The following is a 16,818-nucleotide window of genomic DNA, read 5'->3' as shown; positions in this document are numbered from 1 at the left end:
CTCGACGAAGGCCCCGCCCCCGGGGGCGGGGCCTTCGTCGTCCCCGCGGACTCCCTCGGGCCGGTCAGTTGTCGATGACGACCTGGACGTCGCCGGTAGAGGTCCGGGCGAGCAAGGGCCGCCCCGATGCCGGATCGCTCGCCACCTCGACCCGGGTGTCCCCGACATCGGTCCCGGCCTGGACGGCGAAGCTCTCGCCCGACGCCACGGCCACCCGAACGTCGCCGGTGGCCGAGATGGCCCGCACCGAGGGCGTCCCGGCCGAGACGAACACCCGGACATCACCGACCGAGGTCTCGGCCGAGAGGTCGGCGCCCGCGCCGCCGCCGTGCACGATCACGTCCCCCACGTCGGTGACCGCGGTGACGTCCGCCGACGTCGGATCGACCCGAATGTCGCCCATGCTGGTGGACACCCGCACCGGCGATCCGGGGGCGACCACGAGCTCGACATCGACAGTGCACAACGCACCGATGGGTGGGCAACTCGCCCGAGCCTCGACCCGCCCGTCCACCTGGCGAAGACTGTGGGACGGCGACCAGAAAGCCCACCGCAGACGTTGTTCCAGCCGCGGACGTTCGCCGGGGGCCGCCACCCGGACGGTGATATCGCCGACGTCCGTGGTGGCCTCCACCACGGCAGCCGTCTCGGGGAGCCATTGCGTGTCGACGCGGCTCTGCCGACCCAGGTAGCCGGCCACCGTGATCGCCTGGAAGAGCACCGCGGTCCCGGCCAGACTCCCCAGGACGATCCGTACCGTGCGGACGGGGGCCATGTCAGTTCTCCTCCGCTCGCTGCATCCAGCGCAACACGGCGAGCACCCGGCGATGGTCGGTCTCGGCGGGGCTGAGGTCGAGCTTGGTGAAGATGCCGGAAACGTGCTTCTCGACTGCGCCCTCACTCACCACCAGGGCAGCCGCGATGGCTGTGTTCGAGCGCCCCTCGGCCATCAGCGCCAACACTTGCGACTCGCGAGGTGTCAACCGCTGCAACGGATCTCGCCGACGCGCCCGGGTGAGCAGCTGCAACACCAGCTCCGGGTCGAGCGCTGTACCACCGCCCGCCACCCGCCGGACCGCCTCGACGAAGTCGGCGACGTCGGCCACCCGGTCCTTGAGGATGTAGCCGACCCCGGTGGGACGTCCCGCCACCAGGTCCGTGGCGTAGTTCTCCTCGACATACTGGCTGAGCACCAGAACCGCCGTGTCCGGGTGTTCCTGCCGGATCACCAGTGCGGCCCGCACCCCCTCGTCGGTGAACGTGGGCGGCATCCGAACGTCGACCAGCGCCAGGTCCGGCTGATGCACAGCGACCGCGCGCAGCAACTGCTCCGCGTCGGAGCAGGCCTGCACGACCTCCATGCCGGCATCGGAGAGCAGCCGCACCAGGCCCTCACGCAGCAGCACCGAGTCCTCGGCGATGACAATCCGCAACGCGCCGTCCTGAACACCCGAGCCGCTCACGACACCCCACCCATCGGCAACTCCATCACCAGACGCGTACCACGACCCGGCGGTGACTCGACCACCAGCGTGCCGTCGACGGCGGCGAGCCGCTGCCGCAACCCACCCAACCCGGTGCCCAGCGCAGGGTCGGCGCCACCCACTCCGTCGTCGCTCACCACGATGCGCAGTACCTCGGCACCCGCGGCCGACCCGACGGTGCCCGCCTGCACCCGGGCCGTCTGGGCGCGCGCGTGTTTGGCGATGTTGGTCAGGGCCTCGGAGACACAGAAGTAGGCGATGGCCTCGACCGTGGCGTCCGGGCGACGGGGCAGGGTCACATCGACCTGCACCGGCACCGGCGAGCGCGCGGCCAGCGCCGACAACGCGGCGTCCAGGCCCCGGTCGGTCAGCACCGGCGGGTGGATCCCCCGCACCACCTGCCGCAGTTCGATGATGGCCTCCTTCGAAGCGGCGTGAGCGCGGTCGATCAGCGAGCGGACGGCGGCGGCGTCCTCGGCATCGCCGGTGTCCAGCTTGACCCGGGCCATGCCCAGGTCCATGGCGATGGCGACCAGGCGCTGCTGGGGGCCGTCGTGCAGATCGCGCTCGATGCGTCGGCGCTCCGTCTCGGCCACCTCGACCGCACCGGCCCGGGTCTCGGTCAGGGTGTGCACCCGTTCGGTCAGCGCCGCGACCTGCTGCCGCCCGCCCTGGCCGATCAACCAGTCGGCCAGGGCCACGTCGACCCCGACGAACACCCTCGCCACCAGGGGCGAGACCAGCAGCAGGGCCGCGCCGAGCAGCCAGACCAGCGGGCTCGCCGCGACACTGCCGATCACCGGGACGGCGAGCCCGTCGTCCGGCAGCCAGGTGGCGTACCCCGGCACGGCGAACAGCGCCACTCCCGTGCCCAGCAGCGCCAGGATCACCGAGCCCCCCACCACGCCCCACAGCGCGATCAGCGCCAGATGGCCCTGGGCCCGCCAATCGCTCGGGTCGAGCATCCAGCGACGCCACCAGGGCGCGTTCATCGCGGTCATCGCGCTGGGCGCCGGGGCCGGTACCCGGGTGCCGACCAGGGCGAACAGCCGCAGCCGTTCGAAGTGGGCCAGCACCCGGCCCAGCCAGAGCGTCGGGATCAGCAGTGGCACCCCGATGGCGAACACCGGGACCAACACCACGGCGGTGATCAGCAGCGAGCTGATGGTGAGGTAGATCGCCGCGAGTAACAGGTCGGTGATCAGCTGAACCGCCGCGCCCCAGCCCCACAACCAGGTGCGGGCGACGGCGTGGGGCCACCCGAGTGGGGGGGCCGTGGGCATCGAGGTCACTCCCCGAGGCTAGAAGCCCGGCGATGCGCCGTACATCCGGCGGGCCGCAGCCGCGGGCGGGGGGATAACCCCACCCCCGATCGGGCAGTGGGCACCAGTGATTCGTCGCCCCGATCGCAGCACGGTGGACGGTATGAAGACACCACTGCCATCGCCCCGGACGGCGCAGCCATCGTCCGGCGCACGCACGCTCGATCCCGTCCCCCCGCTGCGCGGCGCGAGTGGCTGGAGCCTGCGGCATCGCTGGACGACGCTGCTCGGCGCGCTGCTGATCGTCGCCGGTGCCGTCGTCCTGCTGACCGGTGGCCTGAAGACCACCGCCCCGGCCGAGCAACTGATCGGTGACTCCGCACGGGCCGAGAAGATCCGAGCCAGCGCCGACTTCGGCGACCGACCGATCGAGAACGTCGTGATCAGCCGCCCCGGCACTCCCGCGCCGGTACTGGACGAGGCCACGGCGGCCGCCGTCGCCACCGAGTTGCGCGCCGCGTATCGGGGGCTGAAAGGCATTGCCGCCGTGTCCGATCCGGTGCTCTCCTCGGATCGCCGGGTGCTGCTGCTGCCGGTGGCGCTGGACGCCGCGCCCGACACGATGACCGAACCGCCGGCCGGAGCGGTCAGCGCCCAGGACGCCGTCGGGCCGATGCTCGAGGCCACCCAGCGCGTCGCCGCGGCGCACCCCGAGTTGCGCATCGGCCAGGTCGGCCCCGGGTCGATCAATGCCGAGGTGGGCGAGCAACTGGACGCCGACTTCCGTCGCGCCGAGCTGGTCAGCCTGCCGGTCACCCTGGCCATCCTGCTGTTCGCCTTCGGCGCCGTGGTGGCCGCCGGCGTGCCGGTACTGCTGGGAATCGCCGCGGTCGCGACGGCCCTGGGCCTGACCGCGCTGGCCTCGCGGCACCTGATCCCGGTCCACCCGAACGCCCAGCCGATGGTGCTGTTGATCGGGCTGGCCGTGGGCGTCGACTATGCCCTGTTCGTGCTGCGCCGGGCTCGGGAGGAGCGTGCCCGCGGGTACTCGGCCACCGACTCGGTCGTCATCGCCACCCGCCACGCCGGACGCGCCGTGATGATCAGTGGGATCACCGTGGTGGTGGCCATGGCCGGCATGCTCGTCGCCGGTGGCCTGTTCACCTCGATCGCCGTCGGCACCGTGCTCGTGGTCACGGTCGCCGTCCTGGCCTCGGCCACCGTCCTGCCCGCCGTGCTGGGCCTGCTCGGCGACCGCGTCGAGGCCCTCCGTCTCCCCTTCCGCCGCCGTCCCACCCCCGCCCCCGCCCCCGATGAGCGCGATGTCACATTGCACTCGTCCAGCGAGCGTGATGTCACATTGCGCTCGCCCGGGGTGAGCGGATTCTGGGCCAAGCTGGCGGGAATGGTCACTCAGCGTCCCGCGGTGTGGTCGGGGGTGGCCGCCGTCGCGCTCGTGGCGCTTGCCCTCCCGGCGCTCGGCATGCGGACGGCGCTGCCCGGGGCCGAGAGCCTGCCCAGCAGTTTCGCCACCGTGGACGCCTACAACCGACTGTCCGCCGCGTTCCCCCAGGACGGCACCACGGTCGACGTCGTCGTCAAGACCCCGGCCAGCGCCGCGGAGCGCGTGGAATCCGCTCTGGCCCAAGGGTTCCGGACGGCGCTGCGCACCGGCCAAGTGGTCGGCGAGGCCCCGGAGATCACCGCCTCCACCGACCGGACGGTGCACGTGCTGTCCCTGGCGGTGCCGTTGCAGGAGAGTGATCCGGCCATGGACGACGTGGTCGCCCGGGTGCGGGCCGAGGTGGTGCCGGTCATCACCTCGAACCTGAACGGGGTGAGCGCCGAGGTGAACGTGGGCGGCGCAGCAGCCGGGTCCGACCTGGCGATCTGGATGACCGACCGACTGGTTCCGGTGGTGGCCTTCGTGCTGGTGCTGACCCTGCTGGTCATGCTGGTGGCCTTCGGCTCACCCGCCCTCGCCCTGGCCACGGTGGGGTTGAACCTGCTCTCGGTGGCAGCCGCGTACGGGGTGATGACCCTGGTGTTCCAGCACACCTGGGCCGAGGGGCTGTTCGACTTCACCTCGATCGGTTCGATCGCCTCCTGGCTGCCCTTGGTGCTGTTCGTGATCCTCTTCGGGTTGTCGATGGATTACCACGTGTTCGTGGTCAGCCGGGTCCGCGAGGCCTACTCGGCCGGCGCGACGCCGCGTGAGGCGGTGCGGCTCGGTGTGGCCCGCTCGGCGGGGGTGGTGACCAGCGCGGCCGTGGTCATGGTGGCAGTGTTCGCGATCTTCGCGACGCTGTCGTCGCTGGAGATGAAGGAGCTGGGCATCGGTCTGGCCAGCGCAATCCTGATCGACGCCACCGTGGTGCGCGGAGTGTTGCTGCCCGGCGTCCTGGCCCTGCTCGGACAACGCGCCCACACCGGCCCGCGCTGGATCCCGGTGCTGCACCACTGACCCCACCCAACCCGCTCATGCTCCGCGGCTGGCGCTCGATGCTCCGTTGGTAGCCCACCTGGGCTTCCTGCGCGGAGCATGACGGGGCACCCGCGGAGCATGAGCGGGTTTGCGGTGGGGCCAGGTGACCGGCGGTGGTCAGGTGGGAGAAGGGCTACGCCGGGCCGACGCGTCGTCCGGTGAGCTCGTCGACGTGAAGCCGCAGGACGACGTCCCGGTCGCCGTGCGCCCACGCTTCGAGCTTGCGGTGGGCGAGGGCGACCAGCTCGGCGTCGTCCTCGCGGTGCAGCCGTCCGGTGGCGATCACCGACCAGCCCGAGCGACCGGCCGCCGACGCGCTGTCGACCTCGTAGACCACCTCGAGCCCCGGCCCCCCGCCGGGCCCCTCGTCGGTCAGGTGACGCACCAGCCAGGCGTCCGGCGCGGTGCGGAAGAACACCCCCTCGCGATACACCAGGTGATTCAAGACGATGATCTTCGGTTTGCCCTCCGCCACCAGGGCCAGGCGCCCGACCTGGGTTGCGGCCAGCAGCCGGGAACACGCTGCCGGGTCGAGGGTCTCGATCTGCTCGTCCGGTTCGAACACCGCCATCTGGTCCACCCCTCGTCCCCCCGAACCTGCTGAACGCCCGGGCCGGACGGCCCGACGTGACACGCCCCACCTTCCCGCGGTTCCCCCGACCGGACAAACGGCGCCGCCCACCCCTGGCGACACCGAGGGCTCCGAGCGGGTTACCGTGTGCGCGTGTCCTTGCGCAGAGCTCGGCCCGCACCGCGGGTCGGCGGGTAGTCCGACGGGGGTCGAGGCGTGGCCAACTGGTTCATCAACGTCGACGGGTTCACCTCGGGCCCGCATCCGGTGGACCACGTGCGTCACTGGGTCACCCATCGGCAGTTGCCCGAGACCACCCTGTTCTGGCCGGACGGCGGCAGCACCTGGCTGCCCGCCGTCCAGGCGGCGCCCCTGATCGTCGGATCAGGCGGGCCGGCGCCCGCACCCTGGGCACGGACGGCGCCCACCCCCGGCCCGGTCGCCCGGCCGACGGCCGCTCCCGCGCCCGCATCGACTCCCCTGCCCGCACCCAGCCCCCTACCCCAGCCCAGCCCCGGGCCTGCCCCCGGGATGCCTCAGCACCAGGGCATGCCTCAGCACCAGGGCATGCACCACCCCGGCGCCGGGCCGAGTGCACCAACGCCGGCCGAGACCTCCTACCCCGGCCATGCGACGTACTCCGCCCCGTACGCCGCCGCCTACGCACCCCCGCAGGGCGCGCCCCACGGCTACGGCTACCCCGCGCACCAGGCGCAACGCGGCGGGCTGCACGCCTTCGCCGACCGGTTGGCCGACTTCGCCGGTGTCGAACGGATCACCGGTTTCCGTCCCCGCGAGCTGATGTCCCTGGCCTTGCGCAAACACAGCCAGGACGAACTGGAGCAGACCTTCGCCACCGGACTACCGGGCTTCACGCCACCACTGGACAAGGTGCTCTCGGACTGGCCCAAGCCGTGGATCTTCGTCCGGCTGTACGCGACCGCCTCGATGCTGTTCCTGGGGTTCGTGGCCCTGGTCGAGATCTTCGAGAACTACAACCTGCTGCCCGGACTGCTGGTGGTGGGCAGCTTCGCCGTCCCGCTCTCGGTGCTGGTGTTGTTCTTCGAGCTCAACACCCCCCGCAACATCTCGCTCTACGCCATCACCCGGGCCTTCCTGATCGGCGGCGTGATCTCCCTGGCGATCACGCTGGTACTGATCCAGTTCGGCAACAGTCAGAACGCGATCCTCGGACCGCTGCTCACCGGCATCCTCGAAGAGGTCGGCAAGCTGCTCGCGGTGTTCGTGATCGCCCTGCGCATGCCCGGCCTGCGCTACCCCTGGATCCTCAACGGCATGCTGTTCGGGGCCGCGGTCGGCGCGGGTTTCGCCGCCTTCGAGTCCGCCGGCTATGCCATGACGACCATGCTCAGCCAGAGCAACGAGACCGGACTGGGGGTCGGCCCGGCGATCACCGTGATCTTCCTGCGGGGGGCGCTGGCCCCGTTCGGCCATGTGGTGTGGACCGCCCTGGCCGCCGGTGCCCTGTGGCGGGTCAAGCGCGATCGGGGCATGAGCCCGGCCATGCTGGTCGACCTGCGGGTGCTGCGGGTGCTCGCGATGGTGATCGCACTGCACGCCATCTGGGACTTCGGCGTCCAACTGCCGTTCATGCTCAAGTACGCCGCACTGGGGGTGACGGCATGGGTTCTGGTGTTGGGCATGGTCACCGCAGGCTTGAAGCAGATCAAGGCCACCCAGGTCAACGCCGCCCGCGGCGGTCCCGGCCTGCCGCAGGCCACAGCTCTGCAACCGAGCGTGCCGCCGGTCGGCAGCCGTTGAGCTCCGCTCGTCGGCCCGTCCACGACACCCAGCGACCGGCTGGGTGACCAACGAGGAACCATTGCGTAGGTTGAGCCTCTGGAACTGCACCAGCAGTGCACGTCGATCCTGGCCCCACCAGGCCGTAAGGATGAGGGAGTCCATCGCATGAGCCACACCTGTCGCATCGAGCTCGACGGAACGTCGCACGACTTCCCGGTGGTCGAGGGCACCGAGAACGAGCTGGCCATCGACATCAGCAAACTGCGCGACACGACGGGCTACATCACCCTGGACGACGGCTACGGCAACACCGGGTCGTGCAAGTCGGCCGTCACCTACATCGACGGGGACGCCGGCATCCTGCGCTACCGCGGCATCCCCATCGAGACGCTGGCCGAGCACAGCTCGTTCATCGAGGCCGCCTGGCTGGTGATCTTCGGCAAGCTGCAGACCCCCGCGGACCGCGACCGGTTCAGTGACCTGCTCACCGAGAACTCCGCCATGCCGCTGAGCATGCGCAAGCACTTCGACGCCTTCCCGCCGAACGCGCACCCGATGGCCATCCTGTCGGCCATGATCAATTCGCTCAGCGTGCACGAGCCGCAGGCCCACATCGACGACGACTGGGCGCTCGAGGTGGTCGCCGCCCGGCTGATCTCGAAGGTGCGCACGATCGCCGCCGCGAGCTACAAGTCCTCGATCGACCAGGCGATCATGCACCCGCGCTACGACCTGAAGTACGTCGACAACTTCCTGCACATGATGTTCTCGCAGCCCTATCACGAGTACCACCCGTCCCCCGAGGTCTCGCGGGCGCTCAACCTGTTCCTGTTGCTGCACGCCGACCACGAGCAGAACTGCTCCACCAGCACGGTGCGCATGGTGGCCTCGAGCCAGGCCAACATGTACGCCAGCTGCGCCGCGGGGGTCTGCGCACTGTGGGGTCCGTTGCACGGTGGCGCCAACGTCGCGGTGATGGACATGCTGCAGGAGATCAAGGAGCGCAAGATCCCGGTCTCCGAGTACGTGCGCAAGGTCAAGGACAAGGAGGACGGCGTCAAGCTCATGGGCTTCGGCCACCGGGTCTACAAGAACTTCGACCCGCGTTCGAAGATCCTGCGCGACGCCGCCGAGAAGGTGCTCGCCCAGAGCGGCGGCGGCGACGAGCTGCTCGACATCGCCACCGAGCTGGCGGATGCCGCGCTCAACGACGACTACTTCATCGAGCGCAAGCTCTACCCGAACGTCGACTTCTACTCGGGCATGATCCTGCGAGCCATCGGCATCCCCACCAACATGTTCACGGTCATGTTCGCGATCGGCCGCATGCCGGGCTGGATCGCCAACTGGAAGGAGATCCACGACGACCCGAAGTCGCGGATCTACCGGCCGCGCCAGGTATACATCGGCAACACCCAGAGCGAGTGGGTCCCGCGCGACGCTCGCGGCTGATCCGCCTCCCCTCTGCGTCATGACCCCGATCCCGGACGGCGTGCGCCGGCTCGCCGACGCCGCCGTCCGGATCGCGGGGGTCAAGGCCGTGACCCTCGGCGGCTCGCATGCCACGGGGATGGCCGACGCGGGCTCCGACATCGACCTGCACGTCTATTGGCGCTCGCCCCTGGCTGCAGCTGCCGACCGCGCGGCCGTCCTGGCCCCGGCCCTCGACGAGGCCGGCCCGGTCCGGGAACTCACGGCCTGGGGCCTCGAGGATCACGCGATCCTGGACGGCGTCCCGGTCGAGCTGGTCTACGTCGAACTCGACCCGTTGCGCGCCGAGATCGACCGAGCGATCGAGGTCGGCCTGGACGGCGAGGCGTTCGCCACCGCGGTTCTGCACAGCGTGACCGCAGGCCCGCTGCTGGCCGACCCGGACGGCGAGCTGGCGAGCTTGCGCGCCCGGCTGGCCGACTACCCGCCGGCGACCTACCGGCGTCAACTCGACGTGCTCCCCGGCTTGCTGCACGCCTATCTCGGCCAGCTCACGAAGGCCCGCTCACGCGGGGACCTGCTGTTCGTCCAACACCGCCGCTACAGCGTGCAGCTGGTCTGGTTCGCCCTGCTGTTCGCGCTGAACCGCCGCTATCACCCCGGCGAGAAGCGATTGCTCGACCACGGTGAGCGCTGCGCCGTCCGGGTCGCCGGCCAACGCGAACGGTGGGAACAGATCGCCGAGTTCGGGGCCAGGGATCCCCGGCTGCCCACCGCCCTGGCCGGCCTGGTGGCCGACCTCGTCGCGCTCATCCCTGAAGGTCCAGCACCATCCCCGAGCTCTCGGGGCGAAAGCCCACCGACCGCAGATAGCTGATGTGACTGGCGGTGTCGGCCGGGGCGACCAGCCGGGTGAGGCCGATGTCGCGGAACACCCGCGCACCCGGGCCGTAGAGCCACCGTCCGAGACGTGAGTCGCGGTACGGCTTCAGCACATAGTCGAGGACGACGACCAGCTCATCGCCCTCGCGACGCCCCACCAGTGCCCCGGCGGGCAGACCGTCACGGGTGAGCAGCCAGGCGCACGAATCCGGTGTCACCCCGGCGAAGTCCGGCTGGAACTGCCGGATGTCGGCGTCGTGGCTGTGCAGGAAGTCGAGCAGGAACGGAGCATCGACGGCGATCGGGACGGCGCCCAGATCGCGGCCCGAGCGCGAGAACTCCTTGCGCAGGAACCAGAGATTCAGCATCGCGATGCACGCATTGGTGATCACGACCGGGATCGATCCGATCAGCAGGCCGTACGCCACGAAGACGACCGAGCCGGCCAGCGAGATCACCCGCAGCCGGACCACGGAGGTCATCGCCAGGGAGATCACGACCAGGGCCGAGGCGAGGTAGCCGATCAGCTCGACGCTACCGAAAGAGGGCATCCGGCCATGCTAGTTTCCCGGCCCGGACGAGCCCTTCACCTGCGCGGATGACATGCTGAACGCCATGACGACCGGCGGCTCGACCCCCCTGCGCATCGGCTACAAGGCCTCGGCCGAACAGTTCAGCCCCCAGGACCTGGCGCGCTACGCCGTCCTGGCCGAACAGGTGGGCCTCGACAGCGTCACCATCTCGGACCACTTCCAGCCCTGGCGCCTGACCGGCGGGCACGCGCCGTCCTCGCTGGTGTGGCTGTCGAACGTGGCGGCCCGCACCGAGCGCGTGCTGCTCGGGACGTCGGTGCTCACCCCGACGTTCCGCTACAACCCCGCGATCATCGCCCAGTCGTTCGCCACGCTGGCCTGTCTCGCCCCGGGTCGGGTGATGCTGGGTGTGGGCACCGGGGAGGCGCTCAACGAAGTGGCGGTCGGGGCCGTGGGCACCGGTGAGGACGCCTGGCCCGAGTTCAAGGAGCGGTTCGCCCGGTTGCGCGAGGCGGTCGACCTGATCCGTCGGCTGTGGACGCAGGATCGGGTCGACTTCGAGGGCACCTACTACCGCACCGCGGATGCCGCGATCTACGACCGCCCGGACCAGGTGGTGCCGATCTACATCGCCGCCGGCGGCCCGGTGGTCGCCAAGTACGCCGGCCGGGTCGGTGACGGCTTCATCGCCACCTCGGGCAAGGGTCGCGAACTGTACGCGGACAAGCTGATTCCCGCTGTGGCCCAAGGAGTTTCCGATTCCGGCCGCACCGGGGGCGCCGTGGACCGGATGATCGAGATCAAGGTCTCGTGGGACCCGGATCCCGCCCTCGCCCTGGAGAACACCCGGTTCTGGGCGCCGCTGTCGCTGTCCGCGGAGCAGAAGCACTCGATCCACTCCCCCGCCGAGATGGAGGCCGCCGCCGACGCCCTGCCCATCGAGCAGGTGGCCACCCGGTGGATCGTCGCCTCTCGACCCGAGGACGTGGTCGGAGCGGTGAAGCTGTACACCGACCTCGGGTTCAACCATCTGGTGTTGCACGGCCCGGGTCATGACCAGGAGCGTTTCCTGCGGACCTTCGCCGACCAGGTGCTGCCGGGCCTGCGTGAACTCGTGCCTCAGTCGATCTGAACGACGACCCCCGACGCCAGCAGACCGTCGACCTCCACCTCGCTGAAGCCCCGCGCCAGCAACACGTTTCGCGTGTCGGCGCCGGCCGACCGGGCGGGCGTCGGCTCGCCCGCGGGGGTGGCCGAGAACCGCGGCGCCACCCGGGGTTGCACCACGCCGTCCACCTCGGTGAACACCCCACGGGCGGCCAGGTGCGGGTGGGACGGCGCCTCGCTCAGTCCCAGCACCGGGGCCACACAGGCATCGCTCCCGTCGAACCGAGCCGCCCATTCGTCGCGGGTCCGCGTGGCGAAGAGCTCGGTGAACAGCCGCCGCTGCTCGGGCCAGGTCGCCTCGTCCCACTGTGCCCGGCGCAGGTCCTCGCGTTCGCCCAGCCCCAAGCCGTCGAGCAGCGCAGCGTAGAACTGCGGCTCCAGCGGCCCGACGGCCACGAACCTGCCGTCCGCGCAGCGGTAGGTGTCATAGAACGGCAGCCCGCCGTCCAGCATGTTCACGCCACGTTCGTCGCGCCACAAACCGGTGCCGTACATGGCGTACACCATCGTCACCAGCGACGCTGTGCCGTCCACCATGGCCGCATCGATCACCTGGCCGGCACCGGTGGCCTGCCGGGCGTGCAGCGCCGAGAGCACCCCGACGAGCAGGTACATCGTTCCGCCACCGAAGTCGGCCAGCAGGTTCGCCGGCACCACGGGTCGTTCAGCCGGACCGACCAGGTGCAGCGCCCCGGTGATGGCCGCGTAGGTGATGTCGTGCCCGGCCCGCTGCGCCCACGGGCCATCCTGCCCCCACCCGGTCATCCGGGCGTAGATCAGGCGCGGATTGCGGGCCAGGCAGTCCTCGGGCCCGAGCCCCAGCCGCTCGCACACCCCGGGCCGCCATCCCTCGAGCACCACGTCGGCCTGCTCGATCAGGCGCATCGCCACGGCGGCACCCTCGGGGTGCTTGAGGTCGAGGGCCACCGAGGGGCGCGACCGGTTCAGGCCGCTGAGGGCGCTCGACAAGGCACCGCCACCATCGGACCGATCGATCCGGACGACGTCCGCGCCCAGCTCCGCCAGGATCAACGCCGCGAACGGCGCCGGGCCGATGCCGGCGAACTCCACCACGACGAGCCCGGCCAAGGGTCCCCGGCCACCGGTTCCCGGGCCGCGGCCTGCCTCCGGAGAGGGCGGGTGACGGTCGGGCTGTGGCCCCGGCGGGGTGGCAGTGGTCATCGGCCGCCTACTCTACGGGCAGGCAACCACCCGCACCGGAGGCCCCGATGACGCCCGCGCCATCACTGCCCAGCCGCACCGAACTGGTCACGATCGTGGTCGAGGGCGCCGTCGGCCGGATCACCCTGAACGCCCCCGAACGCCTGAACGCGGTCGACGCCGCCATGCTCGAGACGATCGCGGACGGCGTGACCGCGCTCGGTGCGCGCCCCGACATCCGGGTGATCACGGTGACCGGCACCGGACGGGGATTCTGTTCCGGGGCACACCTGGACGCGGTGTCGGGGCTGGACGACGTGGGTGCCACGACCCTGGACAGTGTGGGCCGGGCGATCCGTGCCCTGGTGGGCAGTCCGGTGCCGGTACTGGGCCTGGTGAACGGGGTGGCTGCGGGGGTGGGCTTCTCCCTTGCGCTGGCCACGCACTACATCCTGGCCGCAGAGTCGGCGTCGTTCCTGTTGGGATTCAACAAGATCGGCTTGATGCCGGACGGCGCCGCGACGGCCTTGGTCGCCGCCTCGGCCGGCCGGGCTCGCGCCCTGCGCCTGGCCCTGACCGGCGAACAGATCTCGGCGGCGACGGCCCTGGACTGGGGCCTGATCGCTCAGACCTGCCCCGATGAGGAGTTCGGCGAGGTGGCACACCACCTGGAGCAGGCGTTCGCGAATGGCGCACCACAGGCGCTGGCCGCCACGGCCGCTGCCATCAACGCGGCCACCCTGCCCGAACTGCACCAGGTACTGGCCCGCGAGGAGGTCGGGCAACGGCAGCTGCTGACCACCGATGACTTCCGAGAGGGAGTGCTCGCGTTCCGGGAGCGCCGGACCCCGCGCTTCCACGGAGAGTGATCCAGGGCCGAGATCTCATCACCGAGGGTATTCCTGCCGCCTCTGCTGATGCCTGATCACCCATGACGCTGACGACGCGTTACCGATGATCGATCCCACGTCATCAGCGTCTGATCCATTGGTCCATCCGAGGGTGATACCGCAACCTGAGCAGCGGATCCTTCGCGACGTGCAATGATCCACCGCGTGGCCCACCACGGTCCCTTTGCCGTGCCTTTGTGCACACACGACCCAGTGTGCCCTCGGTTGATTACAGAGAGTAATCGATCATGATGGACGGGCATCGCGCGGCGAAGATCCGGGCCTACGAGTTGGTCGAGCTCGCGCAGATCGATCCGCAGTCGGGCGAGGTCGACGAACTGCTGACGTCGGCCCGCCGGGAGGGCTGGATCGATGTCGAGTTCATGGCGCACTTCGCCCGCCTCGCGGCGGCGCTCGACCAGGCCGAGGACGCGGAACCGCATCTCGAGGACATGCTCACGGCGATCGAAGGGGCGAAGCACGACGCCCTCCTCGCCACCGCGCTGGCGATGCGCGCCTACACGCCCACACACGACGAGCACGAGTGGGCGGCGGCCTCGAGTGATCTGGCCAGGGCCGTCGCCCTGCTCGACGACGGCAACGGTGACCCGGTCGACCGGCCCATGGCCTACACCTCGTGCGGCCTCTCGTATCACACCCGCGGGCTGTGGGAGCTCGCCCTCGAGATGCACGACCTCGCGGCCGAGGCCCTCGCCGGGGTGTCCCCCGCGTACGCCCGGATCGCGGAGCTGACGCGACGCGTCGTCGTCCTGAACCAGTACGAGAGCGTGGTCCCCCTGGCCTGCTCTCTGGCCGAGGTCGGCTCCCGCGAGGAGGCCCGCACACTCGCCCGCGGACGCCCCGCACTCACGCCGGCGTTCCTGCAGACCATGCACCCGTTGTGGGCGGACGAGACGGCCGCACTGGACTACCTGATGGCGGCCTTCGCCGGCGAGGCGGACGACCAGCCGCCCGAGCAGCTCCTGCAGCGACTACACCCGCTCCACCGACCTCGCTATCGCGCCTGCGTCCACCTCGGTCAGGCCATTCGGGCCGCGGACGACGGCGACGGCACCACCGCAGCGGCTCATGCCGAGATCGCCTTGATGCATCTCGACCACGAGAGCGAGGCGGGCATGAGGCCGTACATCCTCAGCCTGACCACGCTGGCCAGCCCACCCGCGCGATCCTGGCGACGCTACGCCGAGACCATCGCCCGGCAACGGTGGCAGTCGCATCTGACCGACATGGCCGCGGCTCGCACCCAGATCGAACTGGCCCGCGTCGTCCTCGAGAATCAGCGACTGTCGGAACGTGCCTACGTCGATGAGCTCACCGGCCTGGCCAACCGCCACGCCTACGCCCGTCACCTGACCCGGCTGCGCCACGAGCGCGCCGACGAGCAGGTGGCAGCGTTCATGATCGATATCGACCGGTTCAAGGCGGTCAACGACACCCACGGACACCCGGTGGGCGATGAGGTGCTGCGCCGGGTCGCCTCGGTCCTGGTCGAACTCACCCGGGCCGGCGACCTCGCGGTCCGCATGGGGGGCGACGAGTTCCTGGTCTTCCTGTCCGGCACCTCCCGGATGGACCTTCCGCTGCGTGGTGAGGACCTGCTCGCCGGGGTCAGCAACCACCCCTGGGACGAGGTCGTCGAGGGCCTGCGCATCACCATCAGCGTCGGTATGGCCACCGGGCCGTCCGTCGAGGCCGACCAGCTCGTCCAGCAGGCGGATCAGCGGCTCTACGCGGCCAAGTCCGCCGGCCGGGGCCGACTGATCCACTCCTGACGAGCCCGGGGTCCGCGAACACCTGTCGGTGCCCGCGGCGTCCCATCTGCTGCCGGCCCGCCGGCGTGGCCGGCGGGTGATCCACCGGCGCTGATCAGGGCTGGCGGGCCAGCCGGGCCAGGCCGCTCATCGCGGGGCCGAAGAGGCCGTCGAACTCGGGTGCCGAGTGCCCCGCTCCGTCGACCAGGGTGAACGACACCGAGGCCCCGGCCTTCTTCAGGGCGGCCACCAACTGCAGCGACTGGCCGTAGGGCACCAGGCAGTCACGGTTGCCGTGGGCCACCACGAACGGCGGCAGGTGCGCGGCCTTGGCCAGGTAGCGCATCGGGTTCGAGGTGGCCGCGAGGGCCGGCACCGACTGGACCGGCGCCCCGAGCCACTGCGATTCCGGGGAGTCGCCCGCATCGTGGACCTGTGGCCCGTCGGCACATCCCCCGGGATCGGCGGCCTGAGCGTCCATGCTCAGGAAGTCGCCGGGGCCGTAGAGATCCACCACCAACTGCACCGCGCTGCTGACCTTGGCGTTGCCCAGGCTCGCGTCGTCCAGGGTGGTGCGTTGATCACCGGTGACGCCGAGCATCGTGGCCAGATAGCCGCCGGCGGAGGTGCCCCAGGCCGCGAACCGATCGGGGTGCAGCCCGTGGGACGCCGCGTGCGCCCGCAACCAGCGAACGGCCGCCTTGACATCGCGCACCCCGGCCGGGAACTGCGCTTCGCCGGAGAGTCGGTAGTTCAGGCTGGCGACCGCGAACCCCTTGCCCCGCAACGCCTCGGCTTGTTCGGCGTCATCACCCTTGTCACCACCCACGAAAGCGCCGCCGTGGATCAGGATCACGAGCGGTACGGCCGTGCCGGTACGTGCCGGGAGGTAGAGGTCGAGCTTCTGCGCCTCCGAGCCGGAGGCATAGGCCAGGTCGACCAGCGTCTGCTCCCCGGCCCGGACGCCGCGCGGCGCCGGCGTCGTGGCGCGGGTCGTGGTCTTCGGTCGCGGGGCGGTGGCGACCGACGGTGCACGGCTCGGGACGACGCCGCGACTCACCGTCGTCGGCCCGGCGGACAGGCTGTCCATCGGCACCGGGGCCATGGCGCCGCCGGCCGAGCTGGTACCGCCCGAGGAGGCCGCGGTCAGGTTGGTCACCGCCACGTCGGGCTGGAGCAGGAGGCCGGCACCCCAGCCGATCGGCGTGAGCACGGCCATCACCAGCAGGGCACGACCGGCGCGGGACGACCACGGGCGCGCGGGGAGGCGGTGCGTGCGGCGGCGAGCGGCCTGCTCACGCGCGGCGCGGCGCGTCAGGGCCGGGGGGCCTGCCGAGGTGTTCACTGGCTCCACGCTAGGCCCCGCTGGATAAGAGGGGGTCATGACAATGCCATGTCTGCCCTGCGGGAGGGAGG

14 protein-coding genes are annotated in these 16,818 nt (G+C 70.9%); 7 read left to right on the top strand and 7 right to left on the bottom strand.

Features of this window, described 5'->3' with window-relative positions; genetic code table 11:
* Positions 1-64: 64 nt before the first annotated feature.
* From IPK24_06475 to IPK24_06465, 3 genes are read right to left on the bottom strand one after another with little or no spacing between them, the layout of a single operon-like run.
* The gene (locus IPK24_06475; protein ID MBK8075208.1) at positions 65-775 is read right to left on the bottom strand and encodes a DUF4097 family beta strand repeat protein; all 711 of its coding nucleotides are present in this window, start codon (positions 773-775) and stop codon (positions 65-67) included.
* Between the two features lies 1 nt (position 776).
* Positions 777-1,433 carry a response regulator transcription factor gene (locus IPK24_06470; protein ID MBK8075207.1) on the bottom strand — a complete coding sequence of 219 codons (657 nt, stop codon included), beginning with the start codon at positions 1,431-1,433 and terminating at the stop codon, positions 777-779.
* 26 nt (positions 1,434-1,459) lie between these two features.
* A complete protein-coding gene (locus IPK24_06465; GenBank protein MBK8075206.1) occupies positions 1,460-2,284 on the bottom strand; it encodes a hypothetical protein in 825 nt (274 codons plus the stop codon).
* Between the two features lie 700 nt (positions 2,285-2,984).
* Here IPK24_06465 and IPK24_06460 point away from each other — a divergent pair.
* Complete coding sequence (locus tag IPK24_06460) at positions 2,985-5,210, top strand: MMPL family transporter (GenBank protein MBK8075205.1); 2,226 nt, start codon at positions 2,985-2,987, stop codon at positions 5,208-5,210.
* A gap of 154 nt (positions 5,211-5,364) precedes the next feature.
* Here the strand turns inward: IPK24_06460 and IPK24_06455 are convergent, their stop codons facing one another.
* Entirely contained in the window at positions 5,365-5,802 is a 438-nt protein-coding gene (locus IPK24_06455; GenBank protein ID MBK8075204.1) for a pyridoxamine 5'-phosphate oxidase family protein, read from the bottom strand.
* 216 nt (positions 5,803-6,018) lie between these two features.
* On the opposite strand from IPK24_06455, the gene IPK24_06450 reads away from it, so the two are divergent.
* The 3 genes from IPK24_06450 to IPK24_06440 all read left to right on the top strand — a co-directional run bounded on the left by IPK24_06450 (position 6,019) and on the right by IPK24_06440 (position 9,874).
* On the top strand, positions 6,019-7,584 hold the full coding sequence (locus IPK24_06450) for a PrsW family intramembrane metalloprotease (protein MBK8075203.1): 1,566 nt from the start codon (positions 6,019-6,021) through the stop codon (positions 7,582-7,584).
* Positions 7,585-7,731: 147 nt separating this feature from the next.
* Positions 7,732-9,018: a citrate synthase gene (locus IPK24_06445; protein ID MBK8075202.1), complete on the top strand. Its 1,287-nt coding sequence runs from the start codon at positions 7,732-7,734 to the stop codon at positions 9,016-9,018.
* Between the two features lie 19 nt (positions 9,019-9,037).
* The gene (locus IPK24_06440; protein MBK8075201.1) at positions 9,038-9,874 is read left to right on the top strand and encodes a DUF4037 domain-containing protein; all 837 of its coding nucleotides are present in this window, start codon (positions 9,038-9,040) and stop codon (positions 9,872-9,874) included.
* On the opposite strand, the gene IPK24_06435 is transcribed toward IPK24_06440, so the two are convergent.
* Positions 9,807-10,430, bottom strand: a complete 624-nt coding sequence (locus IPK24_06435) for a YgjV family protein (protein ID MBK8075200.1) — start codon at positions 10,428-10,430, stop codon at positions 9,807-9,809. The two genes, IPK24_06440 and IPK24_06435, sit on opposite strands and share 68 nt — an antisense overlap.
* 64 nt (positions 10,431-10,494) lie before the next feature.
* Here IPK24_06435 and fgd point away from each other — a divergent pair, with 64 nt between their 5' ends.
* Positions 10,495-11,544 carry a glucose-6-phosphate dehydrogenase (coenzyme-F420) gene (gene fgd, locus IPK24_06430; protein ID MBK8075199.1) on the top strand — a complete coding sequence of 350 codons (1,050 nt, stop codon included), beginning with the start codon at positions 10,495-10,497 and terminating at the stop codon, positions 11,542-11,544.
* Here fgd and IPK24_06425 read toward each other — a convergent pair.
* Positions 11,532-12,761, bottom strand: a complete 1,230-nt coding sequence (locus IPK24_06425; GenBank protein MBK8075198.1) for a CoA transferase — start codon at positions 12,759-12,761, stop codon at positions 11,532-11,534. The genes fgd and IPK24_06425 overlap by 13 nt on opposite strands.
* A 47-nt stretch (positions 12,762-12,808) precedes the next feature.
* On the opposite strand from IPK24_06425, the gene IPK24_06420 reads away from it, so the two are divergent.
* Both IPK24_06420 and IPK24_06415 read left to right on the top strand, forming a co-directional pair.
* Entirely contained in the window at positions 12,809-13,609 is an 801-nt protein-coding gene (locus tag IPK24_06420; protein MBK8075197.1) for an enoyl-CoA hydratase/isomerase family protein, read from the top strand.
* Positions 13,610-13,878: 269 nt separating this feature from the next.
* Entirely contained in the window at positions 13,879-15,423 is a 1,545-nt protein-coding gene (locus IPK24_06415) for a GGDEF domain-containing protein (GenBank protein ID MBK8075196.1), read from the top strand.
* 94 nt (positions 15,424-15,517) lie between these two features.
* Here the strand turns inward: IPK24_06415 and IPK24_06410 are convergent, their stop codons facing one another.
* Positions 15,518-16,747, bottom strand: a complete 1,230-nt coding sequence (locus IPK24_06410) for an alpha/beta hydrolase (GenBank protein ID MBK8075195.1) — start codon at positions 16,745-16,747, stop codon at positions 15,518-15,520.
* Between the last annotated feature and the right edge of the window lie 71 nt (positions 16,748-16,818).

The organism is Kineosporiaceae bacterium, assembly GCA_016713225.1.
Taxonomy (GTDB): domain Bacteria; phylum Actinomycetota; class Actinomycetes; order Actinomycetales; family Kineosporiaceae; genus JADJPO01.
The sequence above is the reverse complement of the archived record's forward strand: the minus strand, read 5'-3'. Positions and strand labels throughout refer to the sequence as shown.

Bases quoted from the DNA above. Each gene is read 5' to 3' on its own strand.
- IPK24_06475 (MBK8075208.1), bottom strand. From the start codon at position 775: ATGGCCCCCGTCCGCACGGTACGGATCGTCCTGGGGAGTCTGGCCGGG.
- IPK24_06455 (MBK8075204.1), bottom strand. From the start codon at position 5,802: ATGGCGGTGTTCGAACCGGACGAGCAGATCGAGACCCTCGACCCGGCA.
- IPK24_06445 (MBK8075202.1), top strand. From the start codon at position 7,732: ATGAGCCACACCTGTCGCATCGAGCTCGACGGAACGTCGCACGACTTC.
- IPK24_06440 (MBK8075201.1), top strand. From the start codon at position 9,038: ATGACCCCGATCCCGGACGGCGTGCGCCGGCTCGCCGACGCCGCCGTC.
- IPK24_06435 (MBK8075200.1), bottom strand. From the start codon at position 10,430: ATGCCCTCTTTCGGTAGCGTCGAGCTGATCGGCTACCTCGCCTCGGCC.
- fgd (MBK8075199.1), top strand. From the start codon at position 10,495: ATGACGACCGGCGGCTCGACCCCCCTGCGCATCGGCTACAAGGCCTCG.
- IPK24_06425 (MBK8075198.1), bottom strand. From the start codon at position 12,761: ATGACCACTGCCACCCCGCCGGGGCCACAGCCCGACCGTCACCCGCCC.
- IPK24_06420 (MBK8075197.1), top strand. From the start codon at position 12,809: ATGACGCCCGCGCCATCACTGCCCAGCCGCACCGAACTGGTCACGATC.
- IPK24_06415 (MBK8075196.1), top strand. From the start codon at position 13,879: ATGATGGACGGGCATCGCGCGGCGAAGATCCGGGCCTACGAGTTGGTC.